We start from the raw sequence: 16,789 nt of genomic DNA on the forward strand, positions 1-16,789 counted from the left end.
TGTATGATCTAGGAGCATGTCAATTTGTGATGTGGAACCTACGAGAAGCAGCCTTGGGAGACGGTGCAGTCTATCATGGAAGGAAACAATCCATCAAACTTTCCAGCTGCCGCTCTATCGACTTTGGGTCGATGCCATAGAATCTTCCGAAGTCGTTGAGAATATGCACATTGCCCCTGCGGACCGCCGTCAGTCGGCTCCATGCCTTGGACTGCAGCAATTGCCTGAATGAGAGCGAGTCATGCGCCATCGTAATAAACAAGTAGTCACAATCGATATCGGGCACTTCCATAACCGGGAAAGATAAACATCCCTTGTTCGTGATTCCTCTGTCCACAAGCTCCTGCGGAACAAGAAAGCCAAGATCATCATATAGAATAGGCGTTCCGCGACCAAAACCGCAATGGAATACATAAGCCGAATCCGCATAAATCTCCCACACCGCAGCCGTTCCCCGGACCACATGGTACGTATCAAGTTTTGCATTCGACTCGGCAGCCATGCGGTCATATCCCTTTATGATTTTCTCTGCTGCTTCCAGCTTCCCCGCGATTTCGGCTACTCGGCGGAACTGCTCGCGCCAAGGCAGCTTGGTCATTGGAATCGCTTCTACGGCTGCATAACGATATAACTGCCGATCCTCCTTGATATCGTCTGTTACAAGAATGATATCCGGCTGCAGTCTCTCCAATGTTTTATAAGATCCGATGCCCTCCGACCAGCAAAGCTCCCGCATTCCTTCCTCGCTTCGGTGTCCAGGATTTCGATGGCTCGACCATGCCGAATACGCCCCCAATACAGGCTCTATGCCCAGCCCAATCAGCATTTCCGTATAATTGTAGGTGGAAGCGACGATCCTGCGCGGCTTGTTTCTGTAATTGGCTGGAGAAAGGTTCAGAAGCGCTTTAAATTTTTTGCTCAGGTAGTAGCCGTCGCGATACCCGACATGACGCGCGATTTCGTTTAAATTCAGCCCATGTCCTTTCAGAATCAAAAGCTGCGCCTCCCTCACGCGCATAAGATTCAAATAAGCGGTATAGGTCATCCCCGTCTTCTTACGGAATACCCTCGACAAGTGCTCAGCGCTGACTTTCGCGTTTGCGGACAACGCGTCCCGACTCCACTCCTCCCTGAACCTCCGATGCAGCAGGTCGATTATGTTCGCCAGCCATGGCACATCCACTCCATCTCCTGCTTGCTTGTATTGCTCCAGCAAGGCTGTCAGCAGCTTAAGAAAGATACGCTGCGGTTCCAGGGGCTCCTCCTGCCGATTGGCCCAGGCTAATTCAAGTTGCCGGCCCATCTGGATGAAAGCATCGGACGACCCTTTGACGGGCTTCTCCGGCAAGCCTGAAGCAGCAGGCGGCATACCATCCAGCGTCAGCGCGCGATACTCCGCCACAATGGCTTTAAAAGCTTTCTCCGCTACCCACTCCAGGCTGCTGCTTGCATTGCAGCATAGAATGGTGTGCCTCTCCAGCTCCCGCTCCACTCCGTTATATATGACTCTTGCCCAGCCATCCGTCACCAGGATGATAACAGGCTCTCGTGGCCCGACTGCCGCGGTAGACCATGGCAATTGCCCGCTGCTTAGTTGATGTACCGCGATTGGAAAATAATAGGTGTAACCCGTCATGTCCGCTCCCTCCCGTCCTGTCTCAGTTATAGCGTGAATGCGGGGACAAGGCAAGCTGTGCACCGTTATCTGCTACTTATGCGATTGGGACGCTTTGTTCATACTAAGCGTTGGACAGGAGCAGGAGGCGTTTTTTATCTTCATCATGCTGCCTGACCGCTTCATACACAACTCATGGAGGTGCATCCAACGATGGGTGAATTTACGATCTTTAACCAGGGCGACCGGGCTCCGAATGACGGCACGTATATCGAGACTGGCGTCAATTCGTACCACATGGGCATTCAGAATCCCAAGAAAGTAACCTTGCACAAGGGGGAACGTTTCCCCGATAACACGAATCACGAGCGCAAGTGGATCCGGATGCCGAAATAACGTTTAAAAATATTTTGCAGCTGCATGAATACGTTGATGGTTATCGGGCATTATAATATCGACGGTGCAAGAGAGGTGTAGTTCCATTGGACCAGCAGGTGCAAGGATCTGAAGGAGAGTATTTCATCCACTACTTGTAAAGCGAGGCGTTGTGCTAAAGACTACGGTCCGTAAACACACAATTTCGATGAGCTCGAAGTGAGACAGGATACACGACGTACCAATCTAACAAAACCACCGTCGAGCAAGGGGGCTTCTCTTATGAGGAGCCCTCTTCTTCTTATCGCTTATGCTGGCTCGTAGCCGGCTGCCGTCTCGATGTAAATGACTTTCCGGTCAGCATCCCATTCTACTCCGAAGTTTAGGCTCTCGCCCAAGTCTCTAAGCTTGAAGTAATTATTCCCTTCAATATGATACGCCTGAAGATCCATCTCCACACCGTTCAAATAAATGTTTGACACGGTTGGGGTTACTAGTATTTTTTGGCGGCTATTCGTTATCTTCATTTCACCGCCAACGGCTGTATAGACTTCTCCTTTTGTCAGTTCAATGATGTTCTGCGATTGCTTGTATTCGACTTGAAAAGCCTTCTCGGACCCGCGCAACGCCATTGCTAGATCGCGAAGCTTGACATAGTTATTATCATTAATGTTGTATGCTTGGAATTCTACGTTTTTACCATCCACAAGCACTCGTGATGTTGTTAATCTCGCTTCCACTGATGGCATGAAAGCCTGTGTTGGATCGTAAGTTGCTCCCGGCTCTACGATATACCCCCACTTCTCGCCATCCAAACTGGCCCCAACCAGCCCTTCGGACGGATAGGATATATCGTAATATCGTGCATCAACGAGAACTTCTCCCTTCGCGTTGATTATGCCTACTTGCCCATCTGTGACTGCCACTTTATATAGCTGGTCACCGAGGCTTTCGATACCACTATAAATCGGAGGAAAAACTTCTTTTCCTTCCTCATTGATCGCTCCCATTGTAATGTCGTCCATATAAATATTATGATACAGAGCAATTCCATCCACAAAGTTTGTTATTCCGTCGAATTCCATTCCATCTACTAATATACGGCCCTTAGTATCGACAATCTCAATCATTCCTTCTTTTCGAATGGCCGCCTTCCCATCCATAAATGAGGTTATAAAGTGCCCTTCTGTTCGAAATAATTCTTTGCCATCACTGTCGAATACGATGGAATTACCCATCCTTTCCTCTTCTTCCGAATATTCTTGGATGAAGAAGCCATCACTATAATCGTACTTCAAATAGCTGATTCCATCCAATTGGGGCATGAATGCAATCGTATCGCCTTTTGTATCGATCATGCTTGTCTTACCATTCTTCTCGACTATTGCTCTTCCATTGTAAAAAGAGTACTTGTAATCGGATCTCATCCAAGGAAATTCCAACTCTCCTATCGGATAATCATATTGTGGCGGGACCACTACTTCCCCTTTCCAATCCAATATGCCCCACTTGTGGTTCTCGTCCGTTACCCAGAAATATTCTCCGTCTTGACTGATCATACCACTGTATATTTCGTTTTTTATGTTAAATGTGGTTTCATTAATTACCTTTCCGGTTGTATCGATAAAGTAGTACGGTGCATCTTCGTTATCTCTAACAACCGCGATCCCGTTCATAAATCCGGAGACGATCTCATATTGCGGAGGGATCACTTCTACTCCTTTCCGATTGACGAATCCTAAGCCTTTATCCGTTCGGACAGCAGCCATATCTTCAGAGAACCACCCAATATCATTATATTTAATGGGCACGACGATTTTGCCATTAAGGTTGATTACGCCTACCTTGTTCCCCTTTGATACCACCGATATTCCATCTTCATTGAAGTTTCGGACATAGTCATACTGAACAGGAATAACCTCAAGTCCATTTCGGTTGATGAATCCCCATTTTTCTCCGACACTGACTTCAGCTCTGCCTTCTACAAATGGACCGACATAATCGTATTTCGGCGGAACAATTAATGTGCCTGTAATGTTAATGAGCCCCCATTTGCCATCCTTCTTTACGAAAGCTACTCCGTCCTCAAAAGGACTAACTTCGTCGTAGATTGGAGGAATGACAAACTCATCATCTGCCGAGCTTACCGTTTTTCCTCCAGGGAGACTCCATGCAAACAGTAAGATCATTGACAGTACCAACGTTTTTTTCATAGTGGCCTGCATCCTTTCGCGGTTCTTCCTCCCATAACGACCAACCAACTCGCCAAATCGTCCGCTCTGCTGCGTTTGGCCGCATCCAGTGGCGTCAGACCGTCATAACCGACCCAATTGATGTCGGCGCCGCAAGTTTTGAGATATTCTGCGGCTTCCCTCTGCCCGCCGTGACAAGTCAGCCAGAACGCTTGATTGAGCTGTTTTTGGTTTTTAGACTTATCCTCTTCCACAAATCGTCTTACCTCATCCATGTTCCCGAGTGCAGCCGCATGCCATAATAACTGTTTTGCCCCTCGTTCGGCCAGTCGGCGCGCCGTATCCCATTGTCCAAACGCTACAGCATCACTTAGAGCTGTTCTACCGTCGATTACGGAGCCTCCAGCCTCAATATCTGCTCCCGCATCTAAGAGCGCGTCGAGCGCCTCTACATCGTTATTACTGGCCGCCCAGTGCAGCGGAGTCTCCGCATGTGCTCCTTTGAACTTGGCATTTACGTCAGCGCCGTTTTTTACTAACAATCGGATGACCTCGGGACCGTTCGGAATACGGCCTGGCCAATCCGTAGCAATATGTAGCAGCGACCTTATGCCGCGATAATCTTGATTCTTGGTTTCGATTCTGATTTTAGAAAGGCCTTCATGAGCCTCAAGCAACTTTTTCAACCCAACAGTGTCCCCGGCACGTATAACTGCTGTTATTTCCTTCGCCAACGGCTCGTCATCTTGTATGTACATCGGGATGTCATTCACTCCTTCACTTCAATTATCTTAGTTAGTGAAGCCATTACTACTGAGTCATAATTCGTTACCGAAATCTCTTCGAATTGTACGATAAATAAGGCAACCATTTTGAAGTGGAATTCATGAATATGTATGCCGCACGATTAGCAGGTGACTTGGAAGCCTCAACTTTGTACATCCGTCCAGCTAACGGACATGGGAAACGCTAAACTTCGATTTTCGTGTTTCTAAATTCTAACGGACACACCGAGGCTGTCGTTTCATTGTGCAAACGTGAAATTGCAGGCAAAAGAATCTGGTAAGAAATGAACGGGAGCAACTGTAACGGAAATGAAAGGTGTTATTCAGCAAAAAGCGGCACTTCGCAAATCTAATGGAACTGACAGCCCTTATAATGGGCAAAAGTCCGCGGTTTGCCTGGATTTCTCACGAAAAACGTCGCAGAATTCCGTTAGATTTTAAAATCACGCCAAACGATCCATATAAGGGCCCACATTTCCGTTAACACGTTGGCGATGATTGATTGCAGCTTCATTACCAGTGTTGCACACAATGAATCGACGGCCTCATACCGGACCTTACTTGCAGCATCCGAGCAGCATTTTGCTTCATTACGGTCGAATAAAGTCTCCCTTATCCGTTACAGTTTGATAATCTAAAAAAACAGGTAATTAGAGTCGCTGCTGTCCGTTAGAATTCCCAATCTGTCCATTAATTTGTAGGGGTGCACTCTCGTAATCCACTATCTGAAGTGCATGATTTTCTAAACAACAAGGAGAAGCGCATACGCCTTCCTCTGGCGAGACAACGCGTTTCCTGCCGAGGATTCTGACGTGGTGAGAAAGATCTAATGACCTCTACCTTGTCCCTTCAAGGATGATCGAGCAAGTTTAAAGTCTGTTTTTTCGTTAAATAAGTTCCCTAACTTTCGGGAACTTAAATATTCTATTGTAGAATAAAAAACTCTTCCACAGCATGCTGTAGAAGAGTTTGATTGGAATTTGTATGGCGGAGAAGGTGGGATTCGAACCCACGCACGCTTTGACACGCCTAGCTGATTTCGAGTCAGCCCCCTTGGGCCTCTTGGGTACCTCTCCGCGTATGGGTGACACAAGAGAGATTGTACCACAGAAGTAATCATCGTTGCAAGTCATTATTCAATAAAAATTCATCCCCTGCATCGTTGCCTACTCGGGTCCTCTCCCTCAGTTCTAAATGTTATTTATGCGTCTTCCTGGTCCTTGGGATTCGAACGCAGCACCTTCTTCATGTTCTTCTCGAACTTCGCTCGTGGAATAAGTACGCTATGCTTGCAGCCTACGCACTTGATCCGTATATCCATCCCCATACGAATAATCTCCATCTCGTTCGTTCCGCAGGGATGCTGCTTTTTCATCATAACGATGTCACCTAAGTCGAACTGTTTGCGCTCCAACATGATCCCTCCCACTGTGATTCGTCCTCATTCTATTAATTCGCGTTCAAAAAGTTCGATTTTCAGCACATTAGCGTATGCTTCCGATGATGCGTTTTTTTCAAAAACGCTGTAGAAGATTGGATGAAGGTAGAAACTGAGGAGCGGAGCGTAGTGGAAGCTACGTGAGCACCGGAAGTTTCGCCTGAATTCAATATTCGATGTCGAGTAAACTTCGTGGCATACATCGTGATCAAAAGCGAACTTTTAGAACAACCTCTATTATATCTTCCTTACTCTACCTCTCGATACCCTATTCCGTCTGGCTCGAAAATCCCTCGTATCTCCACCTGCTCCTGCACGATGATGGTTTTCACCTGCATGAGCTCCTCTTGGGGGAAATGAATCGATAACGCGCATCCTGCCGTAATTTCTTTGGGCGTTGGACAGATATCGATCTCAATATCTGCATATTCCAGCAGCATCTCGGCTCTTAGCGCCTGCTGGGTTGAATCAAATGCGATCAACATGACGCGCCGCTCCCTCCCTGCATCTTTATTTGTTCTGCATGGTCCGTATTGCGTATAAAATGGTTGTCCCATCCATATACTAGTAACATACTACCTATTGGAGGGATTCTATGAAGCTTCCATTTATGAAAGACGCGCCGTTTAAAGTGCCTTATACAAATGCGAATATTACGGGCATGCTTGTTCATCGGCTGACTGGGCTTCTAGAGGAAATTTCAGCGAATCGCCCCATTGTCATCGTCTGCATCGGAACAGACCGATCAACAGGCGACGCGCTTGGTCCTCTAATCGGAACTGCGCTGTTTAAATACAGGAGCCCTCACTTCCATTTGTACGGTACGCTGGAAGATCCCGTGCACGCCATGAATTTGGAGGATACGCTGCACGAGATTAATCGCAAATTCGAGAAACCCTTCGTTATCGGCATTGATGCCTGCCTTGGCCAAGTATCCAGCGTAGGATGCATTCAGATTGGGCAGGGTCCCGTCAAGCCTGGTGCTGGCGTAAATAAGGATCTTCCTCCGGTGGGAGATATCCATGTGACCGGGATCGTTAACGTTGGCGGCTTTATGGAATATTTCGTTTTGCAGAATACGAGGCTTCACTTGGTCATTCGAATGTCCGAGGTTATTGCAGCCAGTCTCATGTCCGCCATTACGAGTTATGTTCATGTATCCTCTTCCACCAGAGATCAGACTGCAGCTGCCGACTTTTCTTGATAGTCTGCTTACTTGGCCAATAGGATGACTTGCTTCTCCTCTGGTGTAAGCGGGTAATTGGATTCGCCCTTTTGCAGCGGTTTGGCATACATGTAAGTATTATCCCTGCCATGCAGACCGGAGAAAACAACTCCGTCCTTCTCCTCATTAACGATCGCCAAGGAGAAGCTGAGATCGCTGCCTCCTTCCGAGAAAGCATTGTATCTAATAATGCCGATTTTCCCTTTCACCAATGGCAATTCCGACTCTACTGCATCCACACGCTTTTTCAGCTTTTCCTCTTGTTGTTCTTGTTCATTCAACTTTTGTTTCAGCTCCAAGATCACATCTTCTAAGTTGCTTATTCCCGTATTGCCCATTACGGCAACATATTGCTTTCTTAACTTCTTGAGACGCGACCCTATAATTGCGATCCATACAATCAGCATGATGACCAGGAGCAATATTGCCGCACCTATCCCACCCATCAAGTACATTAGTTGTTCGTCCATGCTTTCCCCCATCTCTCAGTTGCCATAGTGCTTCGTTATCTCTGCCATAGCCGTTACTAATGTATCGACTTCTTCTTCTTTTGTAAATATGCCTACGCTTGCTCGTACAGCGCCAGTATCAGCAGTGCCCGCGCTTGCATGCGCTAGCGGCGTACAATGGTAGCCGGATCGAACGGCGATGCCGTAATGTTGATCGAGAATAAACGACAGCTCGGACGAATCAATATTCTCCGCCTGGAACGCCACAATGCCAGTGCGTTCCTCCCCCAGCTTTGGCCCTAACAGGCGAAGCTTCGGTATATGCAGCAGCCCTTCCATCATCCGCTCCGTCAATGCCCTCTCCTTAGTATGGATGTTCTGCACCGTCTCATTCAACACATAATGGACGCCAGCCTTTAGCCCCGCCAAGCCTGGCGTATTAGGAGTCCCTGCTTCGTACCGATCAGGCCGTACTAACGGCTGATGCGGGGCTTCCGATTGACTCCCTGTTCCACCCAACAACAACGGCTCCAGATCAACCTCAGGCGCGATATAAAGCCCTCCAGTGCCTTGGGGGCCTAACAGTCCCTTATGTCCCGGAAAAGCCAGCAGATCGATTCCTAGCGCCTTTACATCGATCGGCACTATGCCTGCGCTTTGTGCGGCATCCACCAGCAATTTCACATCATGTTCGCGGGCGATTTCACCAATTTCGCCTATAGGCAAAATAGTCCCAAGCAGATTGGAGCTATGGTTCACTGCTATTAATTTCGTATTTGGTTTTATAGCCTTCTCCAGCTCTGACAACTGTATTCGGCCATATTCGTCCGAGCGCAAGTACGTAACTTCTACGTCTTTTTCCTGTTCCAATTGGTATAGGGGTCTTCTGACGGAATTATGTTCGACGCTAGTCGTTATGACATGATCTCCTGCCTTAACTAATCCCTGTATCGCCATATTAAGAGCCATCGTCGTATTAGCCGCAAAAGCGATATCATTCGGGTTGCGAATACCGAACAGCTTGCCTAACGCTTTTCTTGTATCAAATAAAATACGGCTAGCCCTTACTGCCATAGCATGACTGCCTCTACCTGGATTAGCTCCGTCATTCATTAGCGCATCTGTCACAGCTTCTATTACACCTGGAGCCTTCGGCCATGATGTAGCCGCATGATCCAAATAAATCAACTTGCGTTGTTCGGCAGTCATTCCTCTACACCTTCCCTATCCATCTCTTTTTAAGCAGCTCTTTATGACCAACAAGGTTAACCGGTTGTTTCCATCCAAGAAAAATTCCTTATAATTGAATAATGGCATACCTTAGTTTAATCCTTCAGATGAAAGATTACAACTTAGATATGCCATTATTCAGTCCTTTTAGGCAAGCTGTTGAAGCAATTCGAGCAAACGTTCCAAATCTTGTTTATTGTAATATTGAAGTTCGATTTTCCCTTTATCCTTCTGCTGTTTAATCTTCACAGTTGTTTTGAAACGATCGCGAAGCGTCTCTTCCAGATGTTCAATGTACGGATCGCGTTTCTTCGGTTTTTGCCCTTTCTCCGGCTGGTCTTTCCCTTTATGATCCAGCTTCTGAATGGCATCCTCCAGTTCCCGCACGCTCCACTCCGAACCAATAATTTGCTCGGCGAATTCCTTCTGTACGCCAACATCTTTAATGCCCGCAAGTGCTCTGGCGTGGCCCATTGAAATTGTTCCACGTGAAACATATTCTTTGATCTCTGCTGGCAGGCTTAGTAAACGTAAGAAGTTTGCAATGTGAGAACGTGACTTACCCACTTTTAAGCTAAGCTCTTCTTGTGTCAATTTAAATTTATCCATTAATGCTTGGTATGCAATAGCTACCTCAAGAGCGTTTAAGTCTTCCCGCTGCAAGTTCTCGATTAACGCGATTTCCATGACTTGTTGATCACTGTAGTTCCGTATAACCGCCGGAATTGTCGTATTGCCGCAAAATTGCGAAGCGCGGAAACGACGTTCCCCTGCAATAATCTCATAACCTTTAATTACTGAACGCACGATGATCGGTTGAATGACACCATGCTGTTTAATGGATTCCGCAAGTTCCTTGATGGATTCTTCATCGAAAGTTTTACGTGGTTGGTAAGGGTTCGGACGAAGCTGTGATAGCGAAATCTCTACGACTTTATCATCATCATTGACGGACAGAGACGGGATTAGCGCATCCAGGCCTCTACCTAGCCGCTTGCTCATACATTACCACTTCCTTCGCAAGTTCAAGATAAACTTCTGCACCTTTGGATCTCGGATCATAAGTGATAATAGCTTGTCCATGAGACGGAGCTTCACTCAGACGTACATTCCGCGGGATAATCGTTTGATATACTTTCTGTTGGAAATATTTTTTCACTTCTTCAATCACTTGAATACCCAGATTCGTACGCGCATCCAGCATTGTAAGCAATACTCCCTCGATCTGCAGGGAAGTATTTAAATGTTTCTGAACAAGTCGAACCGTATTAAGTAATTGACTGAGTCCTTCTAACGCGTAATATTCGCATTGTATCGGGATTAGAACAGAATCAGCTGCAGTCAATGAGTTGATTGTCAATATGCCAAGGGATGGCGGGCAATCAATAATGACATAATCGAAATCGTTTTTAACCATATGGAGTGATTTTTTCAACCGAAGTTCACGCGAAATCGTTGGGACAAGCTCGATTTCTGCGCCAGCCAATTGAATCGTAGCTGGAATAACAGTCAGCCCCGGCACACTCGTTTCCACCATGGCATCTTTGGGATGTACTTCGTTAATTAATACATCGTAAATACAGTTGGAAACATCGGCTTTGTTAATGCCGAGTCCGCTTGTTGTATTTCCTTGCGGATCGATATCGACCAGAAGCACCTTTTTCCCAAGCGAAGCAAGACATGCTGATAAATTAACGGAAGTCGTCGTTTTGCCGACTCCGCCCTTCTGATTGGCAATTGCAATAATTTTCGACAATTCTTATTCACCTCATGTGTGAAACTTTTGTACAAAATGGCATCGCCGCCTTCATTGGAAGGCGGCATCATTTTGGGGAAATCAAGGTGAAACGGCTGACGTTTTCCCTTTAGCAACGCAGCGCGTTTCATTCCCGGAAATATAGAGAAAGTATGGCAAACCATCATAAATGCTTTTCCTATATTTCGAGTCAAATCGAAGCCCGTATAACCTTCTATACGGGCTTCTATCTCCATTATGATCCAGTCAGGAGCAAAGTGGAATTCAGCTATTTAGTAGGAGCAATCCTCTGAGGACTTTTTTCGTCTTTTCACTTTGTTCTATTATAGCATAGAAGAGAGGAAGAAGAGGAACTGTGATAGAAATCTAATATCTATTTTTAAGAGTTTGTTGAGAAAACCTATATTCCGGGGTCTTTAAGGGACTATGAACCTCCAGTTTTGCAAAAAAAGCTGCTTTGGAAGCATTGGGCGACAGATGATTACTAGCGTTTAGGAATTTGAATCACGATTTCATAATGATCCTCGTGATCCTTTTCATTGGTTTTGATCTTCAAACCCGAGCCCGACACCATATCAATGGACTGCCGAATAGTATTAAGAGCAAGACGTACATCCTTCGTGAAGGATATTCGTTTCGCTTTTTTATTTTTGTTCGCTTCATTTAAGAATGCGATCCGAACCTCGGTTTGTTTCACATTCAGATCCTTCGTAATAATTTCCTCAAGAACCTTCAGTTGCAGCTCTTCCGAATCCAGGGATAATAACGCTCTCGCATGTCGTTCCGAAATTTTTCGCTCCATGAGTGTAGCTTTAACCGGTTCCGGGAGCATAAGCAATCTCAGTTTGTTAGCAATCGTTGACTGGCTCTTCCCTAATCGTTGCGCTAAACTTTCTTGAGTCAGTTGATGTAATTCAATTAATTTCTGATAAGCCACTGCTTCCTCAATGGCGGTTAAATTCTCACGTTGGAGGTTTTCGATTAAAGCGATTGAAGCGGTCTGAGAATCATTGAATTCTCTTACGATTGCGGGAATGGTTTCATAACCTAGTTTCGTTACTGCACGCCAACGTCGTTCGCCGGCAATAATTTCATAACGATTATTACGAACGCGTACAACAATAGGTTGGATAACGCCATGCGTCTTAATAGTCTGACAGAGCTCCTCGATTCGATCATCGTCGAATAAGGTACGAGGCTGGAACGGGCTCGTATCAATCTCATGAATTGGCAGCTGCCTTACTTCTTCTTGAGGAGAGCGCTGTTCGGACAGGCCGAACAGGCGGGATAATGATTCTTTCATGAATGACTACCACCCGATCATATGATAAATCTATGCATAAAAATGCAATAGACTTTCCAGACATCTGAGATCATCCTTACTTTTCCCTATTAATTCGACTCCCTACCAATGAAATCCTGCTTGACACCTTATCAACTATGTAATTTAACAATTCGATTGTAAGAATACGACACTGAATATTCATAGATTAACAAATCCAAGCTTTAACGATTAAAGAAGTGCTATTCCCGCATGATAACGTAGAACAGCACTCCACTCTCCCTATAAGTTGATAATGTTTCACGTGAAACAATTTGTGAAAATACTAGATTAAAGGTTGCTTAAGCGGCGTTCCTGCTTTGCGTGGATATTTTTGGGGCGTAGTGCCTGTCTTCTGGATCACAACGATATGCCGCTCAGATCCTTCGTTAGGAAGCAACATGCCATGCTCACCTATCAGCTTACCTTTCAATTCCTTTAAGCTAAAACCCGCTTCCTTCATTTCTTCCTGAGATTTAGCACCCTTCATGGCAGCAAACTTGCCGTGGGGACGGACAAAGGGAAGGCAGAATTCATTAAGCACATTAAGACGTGCAACAGCTCTTGCCGTAGCCAAATCAAATTGATCGCGATATAAAGGCAACCTTGCAATATCCTCTGCGCGACCATGTACACACTCTACATCCTGGAGTTCCAAGCGCTCCGCCAATGCTTTTAGGAAGGAAATCCGTTTGTTTAGAGAGTCCACGATGACGACCTTTAAATGAGGAAAACAAATTTTTAACGGAATGCTTGGAAATCCGGCTCCAGAGCCAATGTCGGCAATAGATTTAATTCCATTCATATCGACAAAAAAGGATAAGGAGATAGAGTCATAAAAATGTTTTTCATAAACAGCATCACGTTCCGTAATGCCCGTCAGGTTCATTCGTTCGTTCCAATCCACCAGCATTTCCAAATAGGCTTCAAATTGCTCCAACTGGCGGGAAGAGATGGATACCCCTCTCTCCCCCAGTTGCTCAACTAACCATGTACTCGCCTTATCCATTTATGATCCTGACTTTCTTGCCGCGGTGACACGATTGTAATGTTCCAAATAAACTAACAAAATCGAAATGTCTGCCGGCGTAACACCGGCAATTCGGGATGCCTGACCGATAGAAAGCGGACGTATAACGCTGAGCTTCTGCTTCGCCTCGGAAGCGAGACCGCGTACATCGCCGTAATCGATGTCTTCTGGCATCTTCTTTTTCTCCATCTTGTTCAATCGTTCAACTTGGAGAAGTTGTTTTTCGATATATCCCTCATATTTGATCTGAATCTCAACTTGCTCCTTCATTTCGTCGCTTAATTCATAAGGGCTCGGGAGCACGCTCTCCAGTTGAGCATACGTAACCTCGGGACGACGAAGCAACGACAACGCATCAGCACCTTGCGTCATTTGCGCGGAGCCTGCTGTCTCCAGCATCACCTTCATATCATCCGGTTTCACCTTCGTACTGCGAAGTCGCTCAAGCTCAAGCTCCACCAGCTCTTTCTTTTTCAAGAACTTGCCATAACGTTCTTCCGTGATCAGACCGATCTCAAAGCCAAGCGGAGTCAGACGAAGATCGGCATTATCGTGCCGTAGCAGCAATCGATATTCGGCTCTCGAAGTCAGAAGTCGATAGGGATCATTCGTTCCCTTTGTCACGAGATCATCGATCATAACACCGATATATCCCTGCTCGCGTCCAATAATGACGCCTTCCTTCCCTTGCACCTTTCTCGCAGCATTAATGCCGGCGATGATGCCTTGGCCAGCCGCTTCCTCATATCCGGATGTTCCATTGATTTGTCCAGCTGTAAATAATCCGTCTATGACTTTCGTCTCCAGGGTCGGCCAGAGTTGAGTGGGGATAACCGCATCATATTCTATCGCATAGCCGTTGCGCATGATCTCAGCATTTTCCAAACCTGGGACGGATCTCACAATTTTGAGTTGCACATCCTCTGGCATACTCGTCGACAAGCCTTGCACGTAATACTCCGAAGTATGTTTTCCCTCCGGCTCCAGGAAAACCTGATGCTTCGGCTTATCGGCAAACCGAACGATCTTGTCTTCAATTGACGGGCAATAACGCGGTCCTGTGCCTTCGATGGCTCCAGAGAACATCGGAGCGCGATGCAAGTTATCATTTATAATACGATGTGTTTCTTCCGATGTGTAAGTCAGCCAGCAAGGCAATTGTTCGTTATCGGACGACTCTGTCTCATGAGAGAAAAACTTCAGTTTCTCGTCGCCAGGCTGGATCTCCGTCTTCGAGAAATCGATCGTATCCTTATTTACGCGCGGCGGCGTTCCCGTCTTAAAGCGAATCAGCTCGAGTCCATGTTCCTTAAGGCTTGCGGACAACCGGACCGACGGCTGTTGATTGTTGGGCCCGCTCTCATACATAAGCTCGCCCATAATGATCTTGCCTCGAAGATAAGTACCGGTCGTGACGACAATCGCCTTCGCCCGATATTCTGCGCCCGTCTTGGTCAAGATGCCTACGCATTTGCCGTCTTCGACAATAAGCTCTTCCGCCATCCCTTGGCGAAGCGTCAAATTCGGCGTTTCTTCGATCGTTTTTTTCATCAGATGCTGGTATGCGAATTTATCGGCTTGCGCGCGAAGCGCGTGAACAGCCGGACCCTTGCCCGTGTTAAGCATCCTCATTTGAATAAACGTTTTATCGATATGGCGACCCATCTCGCCGCCCAGAGCGTCGATTTCGCGCACAACATGCCCCTTCGCCGGACCGCCGATCGACGGATTGCATGGCATAAACGCTACCATATCCAGATTAATCGTCAACAGTAGCGTATCGCAGCCCATTCTAGCCGACGCAAGTGCAGACTCGCAGCCCGCATGTCCTGCGCCGATAACGATGACATCGTATTCACCTGCCACATATCCCATAATAGATCCCTCCTACTTTCCAAGACAAAACTGTGAGAAAATTTGGTCAATCAATGAATCGCCCGCTTCATCGCCCAAAATTTCACCAAGCGATTCCCAAGCGAGTCTTGCGTCAATCTGTATCACATCAATCGGTATACCCGAATAGGTTGCCTCTATTGCATCCTCAAGCGAACCTTTCGCCCGCTTTAATAGCGAAATATGTCGAACGTTGCTGACATAAGTCAGATCATTTGCCTCCAACTGCCCTTCGAAGAACATCTCGCTAATTGTAGCTTCCAAGCCGTCCAGTCCCCGCTCTTCCAGAACGGACATCCTTACAATGCGATCCGAAGCAACGTAACGTTCAACCTCGTCCATCTCCAGATGACCTGGCAAGTCGGTTTTGTTGATGATGGCGACAACCGATCTCCCTTCAAGCTGCTGAAGCAGCTGCCGATCATCGCTCTGCAGCGGTTCATTATAATTAAGCACGAACAAGATCAGATCCGCATCCTGAAACGCGTCGCGCGACCTCTCTACCCCGATCCGTTCCACAATGTCGCTCGTTTCCCGAATCCCCGCCGTATCCAGCAGACGAAGCGGTATGCCGTTTAACGTCACGAATTGTTCGATGACATCGCGTGTCGTACCCGGAATATCGGTCACGATTGCTTTGTTCTCCTGCGTCAATACGTTCATAAGCGACGACTTGCCCACATTAGGCCTTCCGACAATTGCCGTCACAATGCCTTCACGCAATATTTTGCCTTCGTTCGCGGTTTTTAGCAATTTGTCGATTTCGCCGATGGCAAGCTGACATTGTTCGCGGATATACGCGCTTGTCATCTCTTCGACATCATGCTCGGGATAATCGATATTGACCTCAATATGGGCAAGCAGCTCGATGACCGTCTGACGCAGCGCCTTGATCTTTTTCGACAACGCGCCTTCCGCTTGTTTTCGTGCAACGGAGAACGCCCGATCCGACTTCGATCGGATGAGGTCGATAACGGCTTCCGCTTGCATCAGGTCAATGCGGCCGTTCAGAAATGCCCGCTTCGTGAATTCGCCGGGCTCCGCCGTTCGGATATTATCCTGCAGCAACACGATGTCCAGCACCTTCTTCACCGCGATGACGCCGCCATGCGCGTTGATCTCGACGACATCTTCTGCCGTAAAGGAGCGCGGTCCGCGCATCAGCGTGAGCAGCACCTCCTCGATCTTCTCCCCGCTGGCGGGATCAACGATGTGCCCGTAATGAACCGTATGCGACTCGGCCTCGTTTAGACTTATTTTCGACGAAAAAATACGGGATATACCGCTAATCGCCTGCGGTCCGCTTACCCGAATGATCGCGATGCCGCCCTCGCCAACAGCGGTCGAGATCGCGGCGATCGTATCGTGAATCATGACTATCAACACCTCTTTATGCTTCTTGCGCAGAATGGAAAAACAGCAATGACCTTGGGAAGCCATTGCTGCGAATCGGATACCGGTATGGATGGTTAGGTAATAA

Annotated in this window: 15 protein-coding genes and 1 tRNA gene; 2 read left to right on the forward strand and 14 right to left on the reverse strand. The window is 46.9% G+C overall.

Annotation, left to right across the window (positions count from 1 at the left end):
* Window positions 1-73: 73 nt before the first annotated feature.
* Entirely contained in the window at window positions 74-1,636 is a 1,563-nt protein-coding gene (locus H7F31_RS03530; protein ID WP_187103067.1) for an AraC family transcriptional regulator, read from the reverse strand.
* A 192-nt stretch (window positions 1,637-1,828) separates the two neighbouring features.
* Here H7F31_RS03530 and H7F31_RS03535 point away from each other — a divergent pair, with 192 nt between their 5' ends.
* Window positions 1,829-2,011, forward strand: a complete 183-nt coding sequence (locus H7F31_RS03535; protein ID WP_087572553.1) for a YjzC family protein — start codon at window positions 1,829-1,831, stop codon at window positions 2,009-2,011.
* A gap of 287 nt (window positions 2,012-2,298) precedes the next feature.
* Here H7F31_RS03535 and H7F31_RS03540 read toward each other — a convergent pair whose 3' ends face one another.
* The 5 genes from H7F31_RS03540 to H7F31_RS03560 all read right to left on the reverse strand — a co-directional run bounded on the left by H7F31_RS03540 (window position 2,299) and on the right by H7F31_RS03560 (window position 6,890).
* Window positions 2,299-4,203, reverse strand: a complete 1,905-nt coding sequence (locus H7F31_RS03540) for a WG repeat-containing protein (RefSeq protein WP_187103068.1) — start codon at window positions 4,201-4,203, stop codon at window positions 2,299-2,301.
* A complete protein-coding gene (locus tag H7F31_RS03545) occupies window positions 4,200-4,940 on the reverse strand; it encodes an ankyrin repeat domain-containing protein (RefSeq protein ID WP_187103069.1) in 741 nt (246 codons plus the stop codon). The genes H7F31_RS03540 and H7F31_RS03545 overlap by 4 nt, the downstream gene beginning before the upstream one ends.
* Window positions 4,941-5,952: 1,012 nt before the next feature.
* Window positions 5,953-6,043: transfer RNA gene (locus H7F31_RS03550), tRNA-Ser, on the reverse strand.
* Between the two features lie 125 nt (window positions 6,044-6,168).
* Entirely contained in the window at window positions 6,169-6,381 is a 213-nt protein-coding gene (locus H7F31_RS03555; protein WP_087572549.1) for a DUF951 domain-containing protein, read from the reverse strand.
* 272 nt (window positions 6,382-6,653) lie between these two features.
* Window positions 6,654-6,890 carry a putative Se/S carrier protein gene (locus tag H7F31_RS03560; protein ID WP_087572546.1) on the reverse strand — a complete coding sequence of 79 codons (237 nt, stop codon included), beginning with the start codon at window positions 6,888-6,890 and terminating at the stop codon, window positions 6,654-6,656.
* 110 nt (window positions 6,891-7,000) lie between these two features.
* On the opposite strand from H7F31_RS03560, the gene yyaC reads away from it, so the two are divergent.
* A complete protein-coding gene (yyaC, locus tag H7F31_RS03565; RefSeq protein WP_087572545.1) occupies window positions 7,001-7,609 on the forward strand; it encodes a spore protease YyaC in 609 nt (202 codons plus the stop codon).
* An 8-nt stretch (window positions 7,610-7,617) separates the two neighbouring features.
* On the opposite strand, the gene H7F31_RS03570 is transcribed toward yyaC, so the two are convergent.
* The 8 genes from H7F31_RS03570 to mnmE form a co-directional block, all read right to left on the reverse strand.
* Complete coding sequence (locus tag H7F31_RS03570) at window positions 7,618-8,100, reverse strand: DUF4446 family protein (RefSeq protein ID WP_187103070.1); 483 nt, start codon at window positions 8,098-8,100, stop codon at window positions 7,618-7,620.
* Between the two features lie 15 nt (window positions 8,101-8,115).
* Window positions 8,116-9,288, reverse strand: coding sequence for an aminotransferase class V-fold PLP-dependent enzyme (locus tag H7F31_RS03575; RefSeq protein ID WP_187103071.1), 1,173 nt, complete (start codon window positions 9,286-9,288; stop codon window positions 8,116-8,118).
* Window positions 9,289-9,456: 168 nt separating this feature from the next.
* Window positions 9,457-10,311: a ParB/RepB/Spo0J family partition protein gene (locus tag H7F31_RS03580; protein WP_187103072.1), complete on the reverse strand. Its 855-nt coding sequence runs from the start codon at window positions 10,309-10,311 to the stop codon at window positions 9,457-9,459.
* Window positions 10,292-11,065 carry a ParA family protein gene (locus H7F31_RS03585; protein WP_087572541.1) on the reverse strand — a complete coding sequence of 258 codons (774 nt, stop codon included), beginning with the start codon at window positions 11,063-11,065 and terminating at the stop codon, window positions 10,292-10,294. The genes H7F31_RS03580 and H7F31_RS03585 overlap by 20 nt, the downstream gene beginning before the upstream one ends.
* Window positions 11,066-11,549: 484 nt before the next feature.
* On the reverse strand, window positions 11,550-12,368 hold the full coding sequence (gene noc / locus H7F31_RS03590) for a nucleoid occlusion protein (protein ID WP_187103073.1): 819 nt from the start codon (window positions 12,366-12,368) through the stop codon (window positions 11,550-11,552).
* A 304-nt stretch (window positions 12,369-12,672) separates the two neighbouring features.
* Window positions 12,673-13,395 carry a 16S rRNA (guanine(527)-N(7))-methyltransferase RsmG gene (rsmG, locus tag H7F31_RS03595; RefSeq protein ID WP_187103074.1) on the reverse strand — a complete coding sequence of 241 codons (723 nt, stop codon included), beginning with the start codon at window positions 13,393-13,395 and terminating at the stop codon, window positions 12,673-12,675.
* Window positions 13,396-15,291 (reverse strand): tRNA uridine-5-carboxymethylaminomethyl(34) synthesis enzyme MnmG, encoded by a 1,896-nt coding sequence (mnmG, locus tag H7F31_RS03600; RefSeq protein ID WP_187103075.1) that lies wholly within the window; start codon window positions 15,289-15,291, stop codon window positions 13,396-13,398.
* Window positions 15,292-15,303: 12 nt separating this feature from the next.
* On the reverse strand, window positions 15,304-16,683 hold the full coding sequence (mnmE, locus tag H7F31_RS03605; RefSeq protein WP_187103076.1) for a tRNA uridine-5-carboxymethylaminomethyl(34) synthesis GTPase MnmE: 1,380 nt from the start codon (window positions 16,681-16,683) through the stop codon (window positions 15,304-15,306).
* Window positions 16,684-16,789: the final 106 nt, after the last annotated feature.

The sequence above is a fragment of the Paenibacillus sp. PAMC21692 genome (genome assembly GCF_014303795.1).
In the GTDB taxonomy this organism is placed as follows: Bacteria; Bacillota; Bacilli; order Paenibacillales; family Paenibacillaceae; genus Pristimantibacillus; species Pristimantibacillus agaridevorans.